This window comes from Streptomyces sp. NPDC044106 (assembly GCF_056433985.1).
In genome coordinates this window covers 159,935-178,396 of the sequence record NZ_JBWKFZ010000012.1, presented here as the reverse complement: position 1 = coordinate 178,396, position 18,462 = coordinate 159,935, and the positions used below count along the sequence as shown (strand labels likewise).

Here is an 18,462-nt window from a genome sequence, read left to right as displayed (position 1 = left end):
CGATGTTCGGCAACTATCTGATCGGCCTGCGCGAGGGTCTGGAGGCCAGCCTGGTCGTCTGCATCCTCATCGCCTACCTGGTGAAGACCGGGCGGCGGGACGCGCTGGCGCCCATCTGGACGGGCATCGGTGTCGCGGTGGCGCTCGCGCTCGGCTTCGGCTGCGCGCTGACCTTCGGCTCGCAGGAGCTGACGTTCAAGGCGCAGGAGGCGCTCGGCGGTTCGCTGTCGATCGTCGCCGTGGGCCTGGTGACGTGGATGGTCTTCTGGATGCGGCGCACGGCACGGCACCTGAAGTCGGAGCTGCACGGCAAGCTGGACACGGCGCTGCAGATGGGCACGGCCGCGCTGGTGGCGACCGCGTTCCTCGCGGTGGGCAGGGAGGGCCTGGAGACCGCCCTCTTCGTCTGGGCCTCGGTACGCGCGTCGAACGACGGCTCGCACGGCCCGCTGCTCGGCGTGATCCTGGGCCTGCTCAGCGCGGTGGCGCTCGGCTGGCTGTTCTACCGGGGTGCGGTCCGCATCAACCTCGCGAAGTTCTTCACCTGGACCGGCGCGATGCTGGTCGTGGTGGCGGCGGGCGTCCTCGCGTACGGCGTGCACGACCTGCAGGAGGCGGAGTTCGTCGGCGGCCTTCGCGACAAGGCGTTCGACATCAGCGCGACGATCCCGCCGGACAGCTGGTACGGCACGCTGCTCAAGGGCGTCTTCAACTTCCAGCCGGACCCGACCGTGGTGCAGGTCGTGGTGTGGCTGCTGTATCTGGTGCCGACGCTGGCGTTCTTCTTCGCGCCGGGACGGCCCACGCAGCGGGCGGCGCGGAAACCGGCGAAAGCGACCGTTCCGGAACAGGGCTGACCTGGCGCACAGGGCTCGAACTGCCGTGCCTATGATCGTCGTTCACCAGTCGGCCGATCTCTGAGGATGATCCCCCCATGCGAACCTCCCGTTTCGGGAAGAGCCTTGCCACGCTGACCGCGGCGACCGCCGTGGCCCTCGGCGCCTCGCTCGTGACCGCCCCCACCGCCTCCGCGGTCGGCGGCAGCGCCTGCACCAAGAACGTCAAGAACCACAACATGATGGTCATCAACGTCGGCGCCACCGCGTACTCGGGTCCCGGCATGAGCTACCGCAAGCTCAAGCGCCTGGAGTGGTTCGACAACGTCTACGTCCGCTGCTACACGGTCAAGCGCAACACCCAGTGGTACTACGGCGACCTGCCGCGCAGCAGCAAGCGCGGCTGGGTCAACGCGCAGCTCCTCCAGGAGATCTGACCCGCCTCGGGCACCCTCTTCCCGGGCCCGATATGGTTCGGCCCCGGGAAGGGGCAGGTGAGGAAATTCCGATGAGCAGCGTTCGCAGGGTCCGTGGTCTCGGCCGGCCCGCCACGGCGTCGGCGGCGGTGGCGGCGCTGGCGCTGTCCGTGAGCGGATGTGTGACCGTGCACGGCGAGCGGGAGGTCGTGCCCTCCGCCACGAAGGCCGAGGCGGGCCGCGCGCTCAAGGCGTTCCTCGCCGCGTACAACAAGGCCGACAAGGCCTACGACCCGGCCGCGGACGCCGCCCGCATCACCGGTCCGCTCGGCGCCATCAACCAGGGCGGCCTGAGGTCGCGGCACGTGCAGCACCCGGGCGGCAATCCGGGCCACCAGCCACTGGAACTGACGGACGTGTCGTACACGATCCCGAAGAAGGCCGGCTGGCCCCGCTGGTTCATGGCCGACACCCGGGCCAACCGCCGCTCGGACCTGCGCTGGCTGTGGGTCTTCACCAAGGGCGGCCCCGACGAGCTGTGGCGGGCCACCTACCTGAACCTGGTGTCGCCGCAGAAGCTGCCGAAGCCGAAGAAGGACAAGGACGGCTTCGCCGAGCCGGTGGACGTGGCGGCGAAGGATCTCGCGCTGGCCCCGCAGGACCTCGGCGAGAAGTACACGTCGTACTTGAAGTCGGGAGGTGACGCCTTCGCGCCGGGCGACCACACGACGCGCTGGAAGGCGTACCGCGAGCGGAACTCGCGGCGCGCGGGGCTGGCCGTGCAGTACATCGACGAGCCGCAGAACGGCGGCGCCTTCGCCCCGCTGGGGCTGCGCACCGAGGACGGCGGCGCGATGGTGTTCTTCTCCACCCGCCACTACGAGAAGCAGACCGCGTTCAAGGGGCTGAGCCCGAAGGTCGACGCGGACGCGAAGGCCCTGCTCAAGGGCGAGGTGCGGCAGTCCCTGCTGCTCGACCGGGTCTCGAACCAGGTGGCTGTCGACCCGAAGCGCAAGAGCGGCGACAAGGTGGCGATCCTGAGCCGCATCCAGGGCCTGACGGGCGCCAAGGGCGACTAGGGCCTGTCTTTCGGATCTGTCCGGGGCCGCGGGGCCTGGCACGCACATCTGCGGCGTTGTCGTCGGTTGCCAACGCTCCGCGTTGGCGGCCGTCGGGCACCCGCAACGGCGTCAGCCCCTCAACGGCCAGGCGGCGACGTCCTGTTGGGGCTCTCCCGCGACCCGCGCGCATTCGTCGGTGAGGGTCGCGAGGAGCGTCAGCGGGTCAGGCAGCGGGTGCTCGGGGCCGCGCAGCCAGCGCACCTCCTGGTCACCGGGGAGCCGGGCGGGCGGCACCAGGACGTACGAGCCGCGGCAGTGCCAGCGCAGGCCCGGGTGCTCGTCCATCGTCTCGGGGTGGCAGTCCAGCTCGCAGGGCCACCACTCGTCCTCGTCCTCGGGGGTGCCGCGCGTCGCGGTGTAGAAGAGCAGGCGGCCCCGGCCGTTGCTGCCGCCCGACTCCGCGACGGGCCCGACGTCGATGCCGGCGGCCAGGAGCCGCTCCAGGGCCTCAAGACCGGCGTCCAGCGGTACGTCGAGGACGTCGTGGATCATGCCGGTCGCGGTGATGAAGTTGGCCTGCGGCTGGTGGCGGGCCCACCGCTCGATCTGGCCGCGGTCGGTCGTGGACTGCGTCTGCCAGGCGAAGGAGACGGGATGCCTGGCGGGTGTGGGGCAGCCGATGCGGTCGCACGAACATCGGTACCCCGACGGATACGCGGCCGGGGCGAGCGGCAGCCCGGCCGCCGCGGCGGCCAGCAGCAGGTCCTCGCGGGCCCGGTCTTCCGCGGCCGTGTCCTTCGGACGGCGGCGGAGCCACTGGGAAATCCTGCTCCGCCCGCCGGACCGGCTACCGAACTCCGCGCCCATCTAGCCCCTCACCTCGCCGTTGTGCCGAAAGCATGACCCATGGTCCCACCATCCTGCGCCCTGGGGGGCCGGAGCCCACATCCGGGGTGGCCGGGGCGGTACCAGTTGCGGTCCCCATAGGGGGGCATCACGTAGAAAGGTGGGATTTTCCCCCCTACGGTGGACGTCATGGTCATTAGGACTGTGCTGACGGGCCTCACGACGCTGACCCTCACGACACTGAACGGCTTCCTCACCCCGATCGAATGGGGCGGCGGCCCCCTGACCGTGGACGCGCTCCCCCGCGTCGTCTACACCGCGCACCGCGGCGGCGCCCTGGAGGTGCCGGAGAACAGCATGTCGGGCCTGGCCACGGCCTTCGAGAGCGGCACCGCACAGGTCATCGACTTCGATACGCGGATGCTGGGCGACGGCACGATGGTGGTCATGCACGACGCCACCCTGGACCGCACCACGTACTCGTCGGGCCCGGTGAGCGACCTGGACCGATGGCAGTGGCTGGGGGTCCGGCTGCGCCAGGAGATGACGCTGCCCGGCCACTGGCGCCCGGAGCGGCCGCCGACGGTGGCGGAGGTCCTCGACCGGTTCGGCGGGCGGATCATGCTGATGCTGGAGGCCAAGGACCCGAAGAGCCTCAAGTCGCTGGCCCGGCTGATCCGCGCCCGGGGTCTGACCCGCTCGGTCTTCGTGAACTCCAACAGCCCAGCGGTCGCCCTGCGCGCCCACGAGCTGGGCCTGCTGGCCCAGCTGTGGCGCTCCAAGAAGCAGATGAGCACCGACCGGCCCGCGGACTGGGCGCCCTTCGTGGACGTGCTCGACGTGGACTACAAGGCGCGCGACCGCGATCTGGAGCGCGCGGTGAACTCGGGCATCCCACGGGTGTGGGCGCACACGGTGACCACGCCCGGGCAGCGCGACCGGGTGCTGCGGCTCGGCTGCAACGGCGTGATCACGGACGCCCCGGGCCTGCTCTCGCGCACGCCGGTCAAGCGGGCCGGGGCGGCCGGCGCCGTCAGGGCGGCGCGGCAGCCTTCGGCGGGGCCGCTCAGGGGGCCGGCGGGCGTGACGTGATGCCGTAGAGGGCGTACTCGACGAGCGCGTCGGCGTAGGCGTGGGTGAGGGGCCCCGTGCGCATCATCCAGCGCTGGGCGAGGGGGCTCGTCCACATCTCCAGGGCGATGCGGGGGTCGATGCCGGGCCGGACCTGGCCCGCCTCCTGGGCCCGGCGCACCCGGTCGGCGTAGACCTGGAGCTGCGGCTCCAGGAGCTTCTCGACGAACTCGGCGCCCAGCTCGGGGTTGAGCAGCCCCTCGGCGGCGAGCGCACGGTAGGGGGCGTCGTACTTGGGGTCGTTGAACTCGTCGACGGTGGCCCGCATCACGTACTTGAGGTCGGCCTCCAGGTCCCCGGAGTCCGGGATCTCGCTCTGGACTTCGTCCAGGCCCGCGCTCTCGCTCGCCTCCCGGGCGGCCTGCTCGGCGAGGTCGAGGAAGGCGTCGAGCAGGACGGCGCCCTTCGACGGCCACCAGCGGTAGATCGTCTGTTTGCCGACACCGGCGCGGGCCGCGATGGCCTCGATCGTCAGTTTGGCGTAACCGAGCTCGTCGACCAGGGCGAGGGCGGCGTCATAGATCGCGCGGCGCGAGCGTTCGCTGCGGCGCGTGGAGTCTGGGACGGTCTTCTGAGCCATGCGACCGAATGTAGCAGCGGGCCGAACCGAGACGTACCGTCTTGACGAGACGAGTTGTCTCGTGCGGAGTGCGCGCGGCCCGCGATGAGCGGCGGAGGCGGGGTGGAGAGCCGCCACGGACTCCGGGTGTGATGACCATCTCCGTAACCACCCGTTCGGTTCACAGCGCGAAGGCTCCTCACCCCGCACTATGGGCTTCAACTGCCCCACCAAGGACGGCAGCTGACACTGCGGTACGTGAGGAGCCTTCTTTGTCCCGTATTCCTCGCTCTCCTCGGCGCGCCACACCCCGGCGCTATCTGATGTGCCCACCGGCACACTTCAAGGTCACGTACTCCATCAACCCCTGGATGGACCCCGCGAAACCGGTCGACGTCCCCCTGGCCATCGCCCAGTGGGAGGACCTGCGCGACCGGTACCGGGCCCTCGGCCACACCGTCGAGGAGCTCGTCCCCCGGCCCGACCTGCCGGACATGGTCTACGCGGCGAACGGCGCGACCGTCGTGGGCGGACGCGTGCTCGGCGCCCGCTTCGCCTACCGCGAGCGCGAGCGGGAGGCCGCGGCCCACCTGGAGTGGTTCCGCGCGCACGGCTTCACCGAGATCCACGAACCCGTCCACATCAACGAGGGCGAGGGCGACTTCGCCGTCACCGCCTCCTACGTCCTGGCGGGACGCGGCTTCCGGGCCAGCCCGCTCTCGCACGGCGAGGCGCAGGAGTTCTTCGGCCGCCCGGTGATCGGGCTCGACCTGGTCGACCCGCGCTACTACCACCTGGACACCGCGCTCGCCGTCCTCGACGACGCGGCGGACGACGTCGTCTACTACCCGCCCGCCTTCTCGCCCGGCAGCCGGTCGGTCCTGCGGCGCCTGTTCCCCGACGCGCTGATCGCCGAGGAGCCCGACGCCGTGGCGCTCGGGCTCAACGCCGTATCCGACGGACTCCACGTGCTCCTGCCGCAGGCCGCGGTGGGCCTCTTCGGGCCGCTGCGCGCCCGCGGCTACGAACCCATCGGCATGGATCTGAGCGAGCTGCTCAAGGGCGGCGGCAGCGTGAAGTGCTGCACGCAGGAGCTGCGCGTCTAGCTCTTGTCCAGCTCGGCCGGGCAGAGCCTGCGCGGCGCGTCGTCGCCCTTGAGGCGGGCGTCGACGCAGCCGCCGGGCAGCCCGTCATACGCCTTGGTGCCGAAGTTGGCCGTGACGGTCAGCGTGCCCCCGCCGAACACCGTGCGCTGGACGGTGTTGGCGCCGTTCAGCCGCCGGTAGGAGGTGAGGGGCTCGGTGCCCGCGGCCTTGTGCAGCGGCTCGAAGTAGTTCTGCAGGGCGGCCAGTTCGGCGCCGTGCTGCTTCAGCGACTTGCCGTCGAGGACGTAGTTGAGGGGGGTGTTGTAGAGCATGGCGAGCAGGGCGCGGGTGGTCTTCTGCTTCGGCAGCTTCTCGTACGAGAGCTCCCAGCGCTCGGTGTTGACGAGGGAGCCGTGCAGCGCGGTCTCGTAGAGCGGGACGCGGTAGCGGGGGTCGTACATGGCCTTGGCCAGGCCGGCGGGGAGGTCGACCGGCTTGAAGAAGACGCCGGGCGCGGTCTCCGGGTAGTAGCCGCCCCACTTCTCGCGGTCCTTCTGGAGCTTCCACATGCCGTCGGCGACCGGCGTGCCCCCGCCGTGGTCGAAGGCGAGCGGCCCGTTCGCCCAGGGCTGGGCGGTCTCCGAGCCGAGGACGAGCCCGGTGTCCGCGATCCGCCGCATCCGCGCGAGGCGGTTCGCGCGGTCCTCGGCCCTGGTCATCCGGTGGCCCTTGCCGTGGTCGCGGAAGAGTTCGCCGGTGGCGTCGACGTCGAGGAAGTAGCTGTCGGCGCCGTTGGCGACCATCGAACGAGTGCGGTCGGCGAGGTAGTGCCGGCGGGGCTCGGCCCGCTCGAAGGCCTGGGAGCTGAGGTAGCAGCCGCGCCCGCCGAAGCCGGTCACCAGCTTGCCCTTGGCGTCGCGGACGCAGAAGTCGGGGTAGACGGTGCCGGGCCAGATCGCGTTCGGGGCGTCGGCGGTCCTGGGGTCCTGGCCGTTGGCGAAGGAGTCGTAGGGTCCGGTCAGGTAGCCCGCCTTCTTCGCCGCGCGCACCGCGGCCCTGTCCGGGTAGGGCTTGCCGTCGTAGCCGAGCCACATCCGGTCGACGCCGAGCTTCTTGAGCTGCTCGATCCCGTCGGCCTTGCGGGCGTCTCCCCAGGTGTAGGCGTGGAAGGCGCCGAGGAGCCGCCCCGTGGCGGGGTTCTTCGCGATCTTCCGCTTCAGGCTGCCGAGGCGACCGCGCTCGGCGAGGTAGGAGCGGTAGTCGGCGGCGGGCGCGACCGCGTTGCCGTCGGTCAGCGCGAAGGTGACGGAGTAGTCGCGGGTGCCCTCTCCGCCGTCGAAGGAGTGCTTCGCCGTGGCGCGCAGGCGGCCTCCCGGGGTGGTGAAGCCGAGGGTGGTGCCGATGTCGGTGGGGGTGAGGTAGCTGACGCCGGTCCTCCTGCCGAGGGAGTAGCCCCACAGCGGCAGGGTCAGGTCGGCGCCGACGTCGACGGTGCTGCCGCCGAGGCCGCCCTCGCCGGTGGTCCAGAAGGCGTCGTCGACGGGGATGTCCAGGCCTTCCCCGCGGGGCAGCTGGAGGGCCGAGGCGGCGGCGTCGGTGCCGGTGACGGGCCAGCTGACGGAGGTGTCGTGGTCCGACTCCAGCCGGAGGGAGAGGCGGCCGTGGTCGGTGCGGGCGGTGACGTCGATGCCGCGCTCGGGGTAGCTCCAGCGGGCCCCGCCCTTGCCGGTGCGGGTCACCGGGCCCGGCGCGCCGAGGTCGGTGCCGGAGGCGTCGGAGAGGGTGATGTCACGGCCTTCGCGGGTGTGGGCGCGTACGGCGAGGGAGGCGGTGTCGACGACGGCCGTGCCGCCGTCGACGGCCAACTCGACCTCCTTGCCGTGCGGTTGCCCGGCGTCGGCCGTGAAGGCGTAGGTGGTGGCACCGGCCGCGACGACCGCCAGCGCGATGGACAGGGAGAGGAAACGTGTCTCCGACCGCCTGCGGGCGTGGCCTGGAGAACTGCTCTTGGTGGGCATGGAGAAACTGAATAGTCCCCGACTTTAAGAATCTTCTAAGATTGGGGGCAGTTCAGCCACCTGGCCGAGGACGTGCTAACAATACGGACGCACAGGTACGCATCCCGTCCAGTGCGAACGCATCACCACAACCAAACAGTTGGGTCCATTGGGGGCCCTGGGGGAAGAAGAGGTATAGCGCAGTGAATCGCATGCGCACGTCCGCCGCAGTGCTGGCCACCGCGGGGGCACTCGCCGCCGGCCAGCTCGGACTCGCCGGTTCCGCTTCTGCGGCGAGCGGTCCGTCCGCCGTGCAGGCATCGCCGCGGGCCGCCGTCTCCGGCTGCCCGATCGACATCGTCTACCCGAAGCGCTTCTACTACGACGCGCACGGCAACGTCACCAACGGCGGCCTGTACTTCGGCATCAAGAGCAAGACCACGCGGAGCATCAAGAAGGTCACGTTCACGGTGACCAACACCAAGAACATCCGCTTCAAGAAGGCGACGCCGACGGGCGGCAAGATCACCCGCCGGACGACGCAGAGCGTCTCGGTCTACGACAAGAGCCTCGCGGGCAAGGCGAAGCTCGGCTTCAAGGTGCAGACGCGCCTGCTCAACACCCGCTCGTTCGGGGTGAAGTTCACCCTGCGCGGCACCGGCTGGAACTGCTCGGTCAACCAGGGGACCTGGGGACCGGCGTAGTCAGTCCGCTTCGGCGGGCCGGGGCGGCCACGCGTCGCCCCAGTCCGCGTCGCGGGCCGCGCGGTAGAGGGAACCGTGGCGCTTGGTCACGGTCTCTCTGCGCAGGGACTCCTCGGTCCCGCACAGGTCGAGGAGGACCTGGCCCTTGCGGATCTGCGGGCGGCGCACGACACGGGAGGGCGCGGGCCGCGGTTCGAAGCGGACCGCCGCGACATAGCTGAACTTCTCGTCCTCGTACGCCAGTGACCCGCCCTTGACCTGGCGGTGCAGGGACGACCTGCTGACCCGGGCGGAGAAGTGGCACCAGTCCGTGCCGGGCTCGATGGGGCAGGCGGCGCTGTGCGGGCAGGGCGCGGCGATCCGGAAGCCCGCCGCGATCAGCCGCTCGCGCGCCTCGATGATCCGCGCGTAGCCGTCGGGGGTGCCGGGCTCGATGACGACGACGGCCTGCGCGGCCGCGTCGGCCGCCGCGTCGACGACCGAGTGGCGGTCGCTCTCCGTCAGCTCCCCGAGGACGTACGACACCGTGACGAGATCGGTGCTCTCCATGGCGAGCGCCGCACCGATACGGGAGCGCTGCCAGCGCGCGGCCCTCAGCTGCGGCGCCGCTGCGGCCAGTTCACGCCCCAGGGCCAGCGCGGGCTCGGCCCAGTCGAGAACCGTCACGGGCCGCTCCCCCGCCCAGGTCTCCGCGACCGCCCAGGTCGCCGCGCCCGTCCCGCCGCCCACGTCCACGTGCCCGCCGGGCGCCCAACCCTCGGGGGCCGCCTCCGCGAGGGCGGCGAGCGCCGCCCGTACCGCCTCGAAGGTCGCGGGCATCCGGTACGCGGCGTACGCGACGACGTCCGCGCGGTCGCGCAGGATCGGGGCGTCGGTCGGGGTGCGCCCCCGGTAGTTGGCGATCAGCCGGTCGACGGCCTGCCCCGCCTGCTTGGGCGGAAGGCCGTCCAGGAGCCCGGCGAGGGCGGTGCGCAGGGTCTCGGCCGGGGAGACGGGAAGGATCTGGGCGTTCACCCGGCGATTCTACGGGGGTGGGGCCCCGGCCCCGGCGCCCCGAAGGGGCGCGGGGAACCGCGCGAGCGACCGGAGCCGGCCGGCAGCCGCCGCGAGGCCGCACAGCGGCGGACACACCGGCGGACGCACCGGCTGGCGCCCGCAACCCCACGGGACCACACGGGACCGCACCGGCCGGACGCACCGGCCAGGGGCACCCCGCCCCGCCTACCGCCCCCGCGCCGCACGGGCCAGCCGCGTGCCCGCCGCCGCGCGGGGCCCGCTGTCGGCGGCCCCGCGCCGGGGGTGCACCGTGTTCGCGAGCAGTACCAGGAACGTGTCCGTCGCCGGGTCGATGACCAGGGAGGTGCCGGTGAAGCCGGTGTGTCCGGCCGCGCCGCGGCCCGCAAGATCGCCCATGAACCAGGGCTGGTCGACGCGGAAGCCGAGGCCCGGCGCCGTCAGCATCAGCTCGACGAAGTCGGGGCCGAGGATGCGGGCCCTGCCGTAGCTGCCGCCGCACAGCAGCGTGCGGCAGAACACCGCCAGGTCGCGGGCGGTGGAGAAGAGGCCCGCGTGCCCGGCGACGCCGCCGAGCGCCCAGGCGTTCTCGTCGTGGACCGTGCCCCGCAGCATCCCGCGGTCGGCCTTGGCCCAGGGCCTTCGCTGGTCCTCCGTCGCGGCGGCCTCGGGGCGCGGCCCGAAGCCGGTGGCGGTCATCCCGAGCGGCCTGGTGATGCCGTCCCGGACGAGGGCGTCGAGGGGGCGGCGGGTGAGGCGCTCAAGGACGCGCTGGAGCAGCAGCATGTTCAGGTCGGAGTAGACGTACGCGCCGGGCGCGGTGACCGGGGCCTCCTCGCGCAGGGCGGCGAGGCGCGCGGCGTCGTCGGGGAGGTCGTACAGCGGCAGCTCGGGCCGCAGCCCCGAGGTGTGGGTGAGCAGCTGGCGGACCGTGACGCCGTGCTCGGCGACGGCCGTGAACTCGGGGACGTACGCCCCGACGAGCGCGTCGATGCCGAGCGTGCCGCGCTCCAGCTGCTGGACGGCGGCCACCGTGGTGAAGAGCTTGGTGAGCGAGGCCAGATCGAAGGGGGTGGCGGGGCGCATCGGCACGCGCCATCCGTGGGGCAGCTCGACGCCGGTGCCGGTCTCCGGGTCGTACGAGGCGTAGCGCACCGCCCAGCCCGTCGCCTCCTGCGCCGCGATGACGGGGCCCCGGCCCACGGTGACCACCGCGCCCGCACACCAGGGGCGCGGCCCGCGGGTCAGGTCGCGCACCTCGGCGACGAGGTGGCCGATCTCGTCGGGGTCGAGGCCCGCCCGGTCCGGGGAGCCGGGGCGCAGGAGTCTGGGTGAGCTCAGTGGTCCGCCTCCTGCGCGGGCCTGTGCTGCCAGGGGCGGCACAGGCCGAGGAAGCAGACGATGGCCGCCACCGCGCAGACGAGCTGGACGACGGCCATCGGAACGGCCGTGTGCTCGCCCGCGATGCCGACGAGCGGCGAGGCGACCGCGCCGACGAGGAAGGAGGAGGTGCCGAGCAGCGCGGAGGCGGAACCGGCGGCGTGCGGGGTGCGCATCAGCGCGAGGGACTGCGTGTTGGGCATGGTGACGCCCATCGACGACATGAGGACGAAGAGTCCGGCGGCGACGGGGAGGAGGCCGACGTCGCCGAAGACGCCCGCCGTCATGAGCAGGAGCGCCGTCGCGGCGACCGTGATCATCGCGAGGCCGACGGCGAGGACCTTGTCGAGGCCTACGCGGCCGACGAGGATCTTGCCGTTGATCTGGCCCGCGGCGATCAGCCCGACGGAGTTGACGCCGAAGAGGAGGCTGAAGGTCTGCGGGGACGCGCCGTAGATCTCCTGGATCACGAAGGGCGAGGCGGAGATGTAGGCGAAGAGCGCGGCGAACGCGAAGCCGCCCGCGATCATGTAGCCGGCGAAGACGCGGTCGGCGAGGAGCGACCTCATGGTGCGCAGCGCCTCGACGGTGCCGCCGCTGTGCCGCTTCCCGGGGGCGAGGGTCTCGGGCAGCCGCCGCCACACCAGGAGGGTCAGCGCGGTGCCGACGACGGTGAGGACGAGGAAGATGCCCCGCCAGTCGGTGAAGCGCAGCACCTGGCCGCCGATGAGCGGGGCGGCGACGGGCGCGACTCCGGAGATCAGCATCAGGGTGGAGAAGAAGCGGGCCATCGCCACGCCGTCGTACAGGTCGCGGACGACGGCGCGGGCTATCACTATCCCGGCGGCTCCGGCGAGGCCCTGGAGCAGCCGGAAGCCGATGAGCAGCTCCGCGGTGGGTGCGAAGGCGCAGATCGCGGTGGCGAGTACGTAGACGAGCAGGCCGGTGAGGAGGGGCCGGCGGCGGCCCCACTTGTCGCTCATGGGGCCGACGACGAGCTGGCCGAGCGCCATGCCCATGAGGCAGGCGGTCAGGGTCAGCTGGACGGTGGCGGCCGGGGAGTGCAGGGCGTCGGTGACCTGCGGCAGGGCCGGCAGGTACATGTCCATGGAGAGCGCGGGGACGGCGGTGAGGCCGCCGAGGACGAGCGTGACGAGGGCTCCGGTACGGCGGAGGGCGGCGGGGCCGGGTGGCTCCGCCGCCTTGGTTTCCGGATGTGCCTGTGTGGCCTGCCCGAGCTCAGGCATCGCGCCCCTCCCAGTTGCTGCGTGTGCCCCTCCATCGTCGCAGCTGTGGGCTCCGCCCCGGTACGCGGTGTTCGCGTGGCTCGGTCGATCACCGGCTTCGCCGGTTCGTCCTCAAGCGCCGGACGGGCTGGAACTACCCGGAGCGGCTATGCGGGCTTCAGGCCCGGGTTGCCCGCCTCCGTGACGAACGACGCGGCCGTCTTGATCGGTGCTCCCGGTGTCGTGACCGCCGAGACCGTCTTGAAGTCGGCCCTCGCGGAGTCGTGGCCGAGCGCGACCGTCACGTAGCCGCGGCGGCCGTTGTAGAACTTCAGGTGCGGGTTGGCCCTGGTGTACGTCTCCCAGTTGGCCGGCTTGTCCGCGCCGTCCTTGCCGCTCGCGATGGACGTGGCGACGATCTCGGTGCCGAGGGTCTTGGACGAGGGGTCGTCGAAGTCGGCCTTGATGTCGAAGGCGTAGCCGACGTGCACGTCGCCGGTGAGGACCATGAGGTTGTCCAGGTCCGCGGCCTTCGCGCCCGCGAGGACCCGCCGGCGGGAGGCGCGGTAGCCGTCCCAGGCGTCCATGGAGAGCTTCGCCTGCGCGTTGAGGTCGAGCTTGCGCTGGGAGAAGGTGACCTGCTGCGGGACGACGTTCCACAGGGCGCGCGAGCGCCGCCATCCGTCGATGAGCCAGCGCTCCTGGGTGGCGCCGGTGATGGTGCGGGCCGGGTCGTCCGACTCGGGCCCCGGGACGTGCGCACCGTCGCCGTACGCCTGGTCGGAGCGGTACTGCCGGGTGTCGAGGATGTCGAACTGGGCGAGGCGGCCCCACAACAGGCGCCGGTAGAGCTGCGCGTCGGGTCCGCTCGGCAGCTGCGGGCGGCGCAGCGGCTGGTTCTCCCAGTACGCGCGGTAGGCGGCGGCGCGGCGGAGCAGGAACTCGGCCGGCGGGTCGTCGTTCTCCGAGATGTCGTCGGCGTAGTTGTTCTCGGCCTCGTGGTCGTCCCAGGTGACGACGAAGGGGTGCGCGGCGTGCGCGGCGCGCAGATCGGGGTCGGACTTGTAGAGGGCGTACCGCAGGCGGTAGTCCTCCAGGTTCTGCGTCTCCTTGTTGAAGTGGGCGGGCAGCGTGCGGTCGGTGTAGTTGCGGGCGCCGCCGACGGAGTTCACGGCGTACTCGTAGAGGTAGTCGCCGAGGTGGAAGACGACGTCGACGTCGTCCTGCGCCAGGTGCTTGTACGCGGTGAAGTAGCCGTCGTGGTACGCCTGGCAGGAGACGGCGGCGAGGGTGAGGGCGCCGGGGCGGCTGCCGGTGGCGGGCGCGGTGCGGGTGCGGCCCGTCTCGCTCACCCAGGTGCCCGTCCTGAAGCGGAAGTAGTAGGTGCGGCCCGCGGCGAGGTGCTCCGCCTCGACGTGCACGGTGTGGCTGAACTCGGGGTGCGCGGTGACCGTGCCGCGTCTGGCGACGTGCCGGAACCGGGCGTCGTGGGCGAGCTCCCACTGGACGGTGACGCGCTGCTGGGGCAGGCCCCCGCCGGGCTCGTAGGGGGCGGGTGCCAGGCGGGTCCAGAGCAGGACCGAGGAGGGCAGCGGGTCGCCGGACGCGACGCCGAGGGTGAAGGGGTTCTCGGTGATGCGGCGGGCGTCGAGCTCGGCCGCGCCCGCGACGCCCGCGGTGGGCAGGTTGGTGGCGAAGGCGAGCGCGGCGGCGGCGCCGGTGACGGTGAGGAAGCGACGGCGCCCCAGGTGACGGGCGGCGGCGCGGAGCTCGGGTGTGTGCTGCTGGCCTGCTGATGTCATGTTGGCCCTCCCCTGACTATTGGTGTCAACGTCATGCAAGTGGCGGGGGAAGACGCCAGCCTGTCGCGTACACAACACCCATATGGCGGGTGGGTGATGTCCGCGTGGCCACCCCTCCCGTACGCTGCGGGGCCATGAACGCTGAGCGAACTGCACCGCCGAGGACCGCCGTGGTGACCGGGGCCGGCTCGGGAATCGGCCGCTCCGTCGCCCTCGATCTGCTCGCCGCGGGCTGGTCGGTGGCGCTCGCGGGCCGCCGCACCGGGACGCTGGAGGAGACGGCCGCCCTCGCTTCGGCCGGGACGGGGGCCGGGGGCGGCGCCGTCCTGTGCGTACGTACGGACGTGTCGCAGCCCGAGGACGTGGCGGCGCTCTTCTCCCGGGTGCGCGAGCGCTTCGGGCGCCTTGACCTCCTTTTCAACAACGCCGGCACGTTCGGCCCCGGCGGCGTGCCCGTCGAGGAGCTGCCCTACGACGCCTGGCGGCACGTCGTCGACACCAACCTGAACGGCGCGTTCCTGTGCGCGCAGGCCGCCTTCCGGCAGATGAAGGAGCAGGACCCGCAGGGCGGGCGGATCATCAACAACGGGTCCGTCTCGGCCCATGCCCCGCGCCCGAACTCGGTGGCGTACACGGCGACGAAGCACGCCCTGACCGGCCTCACGAAGTCGCTCTCCCTGGACGGCAGGCCGTACCGGATCGCCGTCGGGCAGATCGACATCGGCAACGCCGCGACCGACATGACCGAGCGCATGCAGTCCGGCATCCTCCAGGCCAACGGGCAGCTGGCGAGCGAGCCGGTGATGGACGTCGCCGATGTGGCACGCACGGTGCGTCACATGGCGGAGCTGCCGCTGGAGGCGAACGTGCAGTTCGCGACGGTGCTCGCGACCAATATGCCGTACGTCGGGCGCGGCTGACGTTCCGAAGGGCGAGGGGTGGCGCGTGGTGGCGCGCGCTCGGCGCCACGAGCGGTGAGTGCGGGCGGCCGAGATCTGCACAAGTGGAATTGGGGCTACCGCGGCAGACCAGGTCAGTGGCCCCCGTATGCTCAGCATCTCTCCACGAGAACTTCACACTTGGAGCACTCCTTGCGCATACGCAACGCCGCCCCCGCCGTCCTCGCCGCCACCGCCCTGTCGGTGTCGCTGCTCGCCGCGTCCCCCGCTTCGGCGGCGACCGTGCGCCACCAGGGCGGACTGCACCTCGCCTACATCCAGTACGACAGCCCGGGCCGGGACGACCGCTCGAACTCGTCGCTGAACGCGGAGTGGGTGAACATCCACAACAGCAGCCGCTCGGCGCTCCAGCTCAAGGGCTACAAGCTGAAGGACAACACCGGCTACACGTACACCTTCGGCAGCTACAAGATCGGCGCGGGCAAGACCGTCAAGGTCCGCACCGGCAAGGGCCGTGACGCCTCCGGCGTGCGCTACTGGGGCCGCGGCAACTACGTCTGGAACAACACCGGCGACAAGGCGCGCCTGCTCAGGCCGAGCGGCTCGCAGCTGGACTCCTGCTCGTGGTCGCGGCTCGGCTCCGGGTCCCAGAACTGCCACTGACCCCTCTCGGTTCGAGGTGATCATGCCGCCCGTCACCCGGACGGACCCGCGGGCCGGGTGACGGAGGCGAGTCCGGTGGACGGTGGAGGCGACGCAACCGCCACCCCGCCGAGGGTCGAAACCGGGAGTTCCCCCATGGCCACCTGCTCGTGTCCGGACCGACGTGACCTCGGACTGCTGCTGCTCCGGGCGGGGACAGGATCGGTGCTCGCCGCGCACGGCGCCCAGAAGCTCTTCGGCTGGTTCGGCGGCGGCGGCATCGAGGGCACCGGCACCTTCATGGAGTCCATCGGGTACGCGCCCGGCAAGCGGAACGCCGTCATGGCCGGGCTCGCCGAGGCCGGCGGCGGCGCGCTGCTCGCCCTCGGCCTCGCGACACCCGCGGCGGGCGCGGCGGCGGCGGGCGCGATGGCGGGCGCCGTGGCCGTGCACACGCCGCACGGGTTCTTCAGTCAGGGCGGCGGCTACGAGTACCCGGCGTTCCTCGGCATGGTCGCCGGGGCCCTCGCCGTGACGGGCCCGGGCCGCCACTCCGTCGACCACGCGCTCGGCCACCGGCTCGACCGCGGCTGGATGGTGCCCGCCGCGCTCGCGGGTACGGCGGTCGGGGTGCTCGCGACGCTGGCGGCCAGAAGGAAGAACGTCCGCGCGGCGGACGGGGGGAACGAGGCGTCCGGGCAGTGACGCGCGGCCGTCTCGCCCGCCGCGCGACCGCCGTGGCAGGCTGCGGCCCATGGACGACGATCAGCAGGGCGCGCAGGACACCCGTCAGGACCCGTGGGACACCGTCGACCGCCTCTGCGCATGGCTCGACTCCCAGAACCGGCGGGCACCTCAAGAGGCGCTGCTCCTGCGGATGCTGAAGCTGTCCGAGGAGGTCGGCGAGGTCGCGCAGGCGGTCATCGGCGCCACCGGCCAGAACCCGCGCAAGGGCACCAGCCACACCTGGGACGACGTGCAGGCCGAGCTCTGCGACGTCATCGTCACGGCCATGGTCGCCCTGCGCACGCTCACTCCGGACGCGGCGGACGTGCTGGCGGCCCATCTGCGCCGCGTCGACGAGCGCCCCAAAACCCCTTTGCCGCCCGCCGTGTGAACCGCATAGCGTCGCCGCACATGACCACCACCTCTGATCATCCGCCGCGGCTCACCCGCCTCACCTTCCACGGCCCGCTCTCCGAGGCCCGGGCGCACAAAATCGTCGGACGGCTGGCGGCGGCCGGCCCCCGCACGGTGCTCGATCTGGGCTGCGGCTGGGGCGAGTTGATGCTCCGCGTCCTGGCAGCCGTCCCCGCGGCCACCGGCGTCGGCGTCGACCTCAAGGCCGAGGACCTGGACCGTGGCCGCGCGGCCGCGAGGGAGCGCGGCATCGGCGAGCGGGCCGTCTTCGCCGAGGAATCGGCGACGGACACCGGACGCGGACCCGCCGATCTCGTCCTGTGCCTCAGCTCCAGCCACGCCCTCAGCACCGCGACACCGCCGCAGGCGACCGTCGAGGCGCTGCGGGAGCTGCGCCGCCTGGTCAACCCGGGCGGCCGGGTCCTGCTCGGCGAGGGCTTCTGGCAGCGCGAGCCCACCGCGAAGGAGCTGGCCGCGATGTGGCCGGACGCCGACGCAGGCGAGTTCCTGCCCCTCGGCGGCCTGGTGGACGCCGCGGTCGAGGCCGGTTTCCGGCCGCTGTGGGTGGAGACGGCGAGCGAACAGGAGTGGGAGGAGTTCGAGTCGGGCTACCGCTGCGACGTCGAGGAGTGGCTGGCCTCGCACGCCGGCCACCCGCTGGCCGCCGAGACCCGCGCCCGCGTCGACGCCCAGCGTTCGTCCTGGCTGCACGGTTATCGCGGGGTGCTCGGCATCGCGTATCTGACGTTGGTGCCGGTCGGCTGAGAGCCGAACCACGTCTCGGCGAGCGCGTCGAGGGTCGGCTCGGGCGGGGCGGGCAGCTCCCGCAGGTACCAGGGCAGGTTGCTGTACACGTGCAGCAGGGTGTACGCGAGGAGTCGGCGCGGGTCGAACGTCCTGCCGTACGCCTTCATGAAGCGGTCGAGCAGTCCCGGCTCGGCGCGGGTGACGAAGAGGCCGACGCCCACGAAGTCGTACGCCCTGTCGCCGATCATGGCGGGCTCGAAGTCGAAGAGCCCGGTGAGCCGCCAGCCGTCGGCCGGGTCGACGAGCAGGTGCTGGCGCATGAACTCGGTGTGCAGGAGCACGGGCCGGCGCAACGTCTCGTCGTCGGGCGGCGCGGCGGCGTCCAGGAAGCCGGGTATCTGCGCCAGCCAGTGCTCCGCGAGGCCGCGCTCCCGCTGCCGGCCGACCGCGGCCGCGCGGCGGGCCTCGACGAACGCGCCCCAGTCGCCGGGCCCGAGGACGCCGGTGAGCGGTCCGGGGTCGAGCGCGTGCAGCGCGGCGAGCGCTTCGGCGGCGTCGGTGACGATCCGCTCCCGGTCGGCGCGCGGGATGCGCGGCCAGGCGACGGCGAGGTCCTCGCCGGGCAGCCGGGACATCAGGATGTAGTGCCAGCCGCTGTCGTACGTTCCCGAACCGTGCAGCCGGGGGGTGGGGACGGGGAGGCGGCCCTCGACATGGCTCAGTACGCGGGCCTCGGCGACGCCGTCCTGGGCGGCCGTGCCGGGGAAGAGCTTCAGCACGTGCTCGTCGCCCACGGCGTAGACCGGCTGGGAGCCTTCGGGGAAGCGGGTCAGGGGCGCGCCGGCCAGCCCGAGCCGGGCGCACAGGGCCTCGGCGGCGGGCCGCATCACCCCCTCGTCGTCGACGACGCGGTCCCACTCCTCGTCCGTGTGCACCTCAGGCAGCATGATCGCGACCGTAGCGGCTGCCGGGCCGGG

Annotated in this window: 19 protein-coding genes; 11 read left to right on the top strand and 8 right to left on the bottom strand. The window is 72.4% G+C overall.

Translation table 11 applies throughout. The features are described 5' to 3' along the window. Positions 1 to 2 precede the first annotated feature (2 nt). The 3 genes from efeU (at position 3) to AC07DI_RS23220 (ending at position 2,331) form a co-directional block, all read left to right on the top strand. The gene (gene efeU / locus AC07DI_RS23230; protein ID WP_478905940.1) at positions 3 to 857 is read left to right on the top strand and encodes an iron uptake transporter permease EfeU; all 855 of its coding nucleotides are present in this window, start codon (positions 3 to 5) and stop codon (positions 855 to 857) included. A 77-nt stretch (positions 858 to 934) separates the two neighbouring features. Beyond that, the gene (locus AC07DI_RS23225; RefSeq protein ID WP_384256634.1) at positions 935 to 1,273 is read left to right on the top strand and encodes a hypothetical protein; all 339 of its coding nucleotides are present in this window, start codon (positions 935 to 937) and stop codon (positions 1,271 to 1,273) included. A 71-nt stretch (positions 1,274 to 1,344) separates the two neighbouring features. Then, on the top strand, positions 1,345 to 2,331 hold the full coding sequence (locus AC07DI_RS23220) for an SCO2278 family lipoprotein (protein ID WP_384256637.1): 987 nt from the start codon (positions 1,345 to 1,347) through the stop codon (positions 2,329 to 2,331). Positions 2,332 to 2,442: 111 nt separating this feature from the next. Here the strand turns inward: AC07DI_RS23220 and AC07DI_RS23215 are convergent, their stop codons facing one another. Next, positions 2,443 to 3,180: a bifunctional DNA primase/polymerase gene (locus AC07DI_RS23215; RefSeq protein ID WP_384256639.1), complete on the bottom strand. Its 738-nt coding sequence runs from the start codon at positions 3,178 to 3,180 to the stop codon at positions 2,443 to 2,445. A 168-nt stretch (positions 3,181 to 3,348) separates the two neighbouring features. Here AC07DI_RS23215 and AC07DI_RS23210 point away from each other — a divergent pair, with 168 nt between their 5' ends. Then, positions 3,349 to 4,251, top strand: coding sequence for a glycerophosphodiester phosphodiesterase (locus AC07DI_RS23210; RefSeq protein WP_478905939.1), 903 nt, complete (start codon positions 3,349 to 3,351; stop codon positions 4,249 to 4,251). Here the strand turns inward: AC07DI_RS23210 and AC07DI_RS23205 are convergent. After that, positions 4,226 to 4,870, bottom strand: coding sequence for a TetR/AcrR family transcriptional regulator (locus AC07DI_RS23205; protein ID WP_384256644.1), 645 nt, complete (start codon positions 4,868 to 4,870; stop codon positions 4,226 to 4,228). The genes AC07DI_RS23210 and AC07DI_RS23205 overlap by 26 nt on opposite strands. A gap of 251 nt (positions 4,871 to 5,121) precedes the next feature. Here AC07DI_RS23205 and ddaH point away from each other — a divergent pair, with 251 nt between their 5' ends. Next, complete coding sequence (gene ddaH / locus AC07DI_RS23200) at positions 5,122 to 5,955, top strand: dimethylargininase (RefSeq protein WP_384256646.1); 834 nt, start codon at positions 5,122 to 5,124, stop codon at positions 5,953 to 5,955. On the opposite strand, the gene AC07DI_RS23195 is transcribed toward ddaH, so the two are convergent. Further along, positions 5,952 to 7,952: a glycoside hydrolase gene (locus AC07DI_RS23195; protein WP_478905938.1), complete on the bottom strand. Its 2,001-nt coding sequence runs from the start codon at positions 7,950 to 7,952 to the stop codon at positions 5,952 to 5,954. The genes ddaH and AC07DI_RS23195 overlap by 4 nt on opposite strands. A gap of 191 nt (positions 7,953 to 8,143) precedes the next feature. Between AC07DI_RS23195 and AC07DI_RS23190 the strand changes: the two genes are divergently transcribed. Beyond that, on the top strand, positions 8,144 to 8,635 hold the full coding sequence (locus tag AC07DI_RS23190; RefSeq protein WP_384256651.1) for a hypothetical protein: 492 nt from the start codon (positions 8,144 to 8,146) through the stop codon (positions 8,633 to 8,635). On the opposite strand, the gene AC07DI_RS23185 is transcribed toward AC07DI_RS23190, so the two are convergent. From AC07DI_RS23185 to AC07DI_RS23170, 4 genes are all read right to left on the bottom strand, one after another. After that, entirely contained in the window at positions 8,636 to 9,649 is a 1,014-nt protein-coding gene (locus tag AC07DI_RS23185; RefSeq protein ID WP_478905937.1) for a small ribosomal subunit Rsm22 family protein, read from the bottom strand. A 207-nt stretch (positions 9,650 to 9,856) separates the two neighbouring features. Next, complete coding sequence (locus AC07DI_RS23180; RefSeq protein WP_478905936.1) at positions 9,857 to 11,032, bottom strand: serine hydrolase domain-containing protein; 1,176 nt, start codon at positions 11,030 to 11,032, stop codon at positions 9,857 to 9,859. Then, the gene (locus AC07DI_RS23175; protein WP_478905935.1) at positions 10,987 to 12,276 is read right to left on the bottom strand and encodes a multidrug effflux MFS transporter; all 1,290 of its coding nucleotides are present in this window, start codon (positions 12,274 to 12,276) and stop codon (positions 10,987 to 10,989) included. The genes AC07DI_RS23180 and AC07DI_RS23175 overlap by 46 nt, the downstream gene beginning before the upstream one ends. 146 nt (positions 12,277 to 12,422) lie before the next feature. Next, complete coding sequence (locus AC07DI_RS23170) at positions 12,423 to 14,057, bottom strand: alkaline phosphatase D family protein (protein ID WP_478905934.1); 1,635 nt, start codon at positions 14,055 to 14,057, stop codon at positions 12,423 to 12,425. A 134-nt stretch (positions 14,058 to 14,191) separates the two neighbouring features. Here AC07DI_RS23170 and AC07DI_RS23165 point away from each other — a divergent pair, with 134 nt between their 5' ends. The 5 genes from AC07DI_RS23165 (at position 14,192) to AC07DI_RS23145 (ending at position 17,503) form a co-directional block, all read left to right on the top strand. Continuing rightward, positions 14,192 to 14,977 carry an SDR family oxidoreductase gene (locus tag AC07DI_RS23165; RefSeq protein ID WP_478905933.1) on the top strand — a complete coding sequence of 262 codons (786 nt, stop codon included), beginning with the start codon at positions 14,192 to 14,194 and terminating at the stop codon, positions 14,975 to 14,977. 171 nt (positions 14,978 to 15,148) lie between these two features. Then, positions 15,149 to 15,619 (top strand): lamin tail domain-containing protein, encoded by a 471-nt coding sequence (locus tag AC07DI_RS23160; protein WP_478905932.1) that lies wholly within the window; start codon positions 15,149 to 15,151, stop codon positions 15,617 to 15,619. A gap of 135 nt (positions 15,620 to 15,754) precedes the next feature. After that, the gene (locus AC07DI_RS23155) at positions 15,755 to 16,303 is read left to right on the top strand and encodes a DoxX family membrane protein (RefSeq protein WP_478905931.1); all 549 of its coding nucleotides are present in this window, start codon (positions 15,755 to 15,757) and stop codon (positions 16,301 to 16,303) included. Between the two features lie 49 nt (positions 16,304 to 16,352). After that, positions 16,353 to 16,715 (top strand): MazG-like family protein, encoded by a 363-nt coding sequence (locus AC07DI_RS23150; RefSeq protein ID WP_384256669.1) that lies wholly within the window; start codon positions 16,353 to 16,355, stop codon positions 16,713 to 16,715. A gap of 20 nt (positions 16,716 to 16,735) precedes the next feature. After that, positions 16,736 to 17,503 (top strand): SAM-dependent methyltransferase, encoded by a 768-nt coding sequence (locus AC07DI_RS23145; RefSeq protein WP_478905930.1) that lies wholly within the window; start codon positions 16,736 to 16,738, stop codon positions 17,501 to 17,503. On the opposite strand, the gene AC07DI_RS23140 is transcribed toward AC07DI_RS23145, so the two are convergent. Further along, positions 17,452 to 18,432, bottom strand: a complete 981-nt coding sequence (locus AC07DI_RS23140) for an aminoglycoside phosphotransferase family protein (RefSeq protein ID WP_478905929.1) — start codon at positions 18,430 to 18,432, stop codon at positions 17,452 to 17,454. The two genes, AC07DI_RS23145 and AC07DI_RS23140, sit on opposite strands and share 52 nt — an antisense overlap. Positions 18,433 to 18,462: the final 30 nt, after the last annotated feature.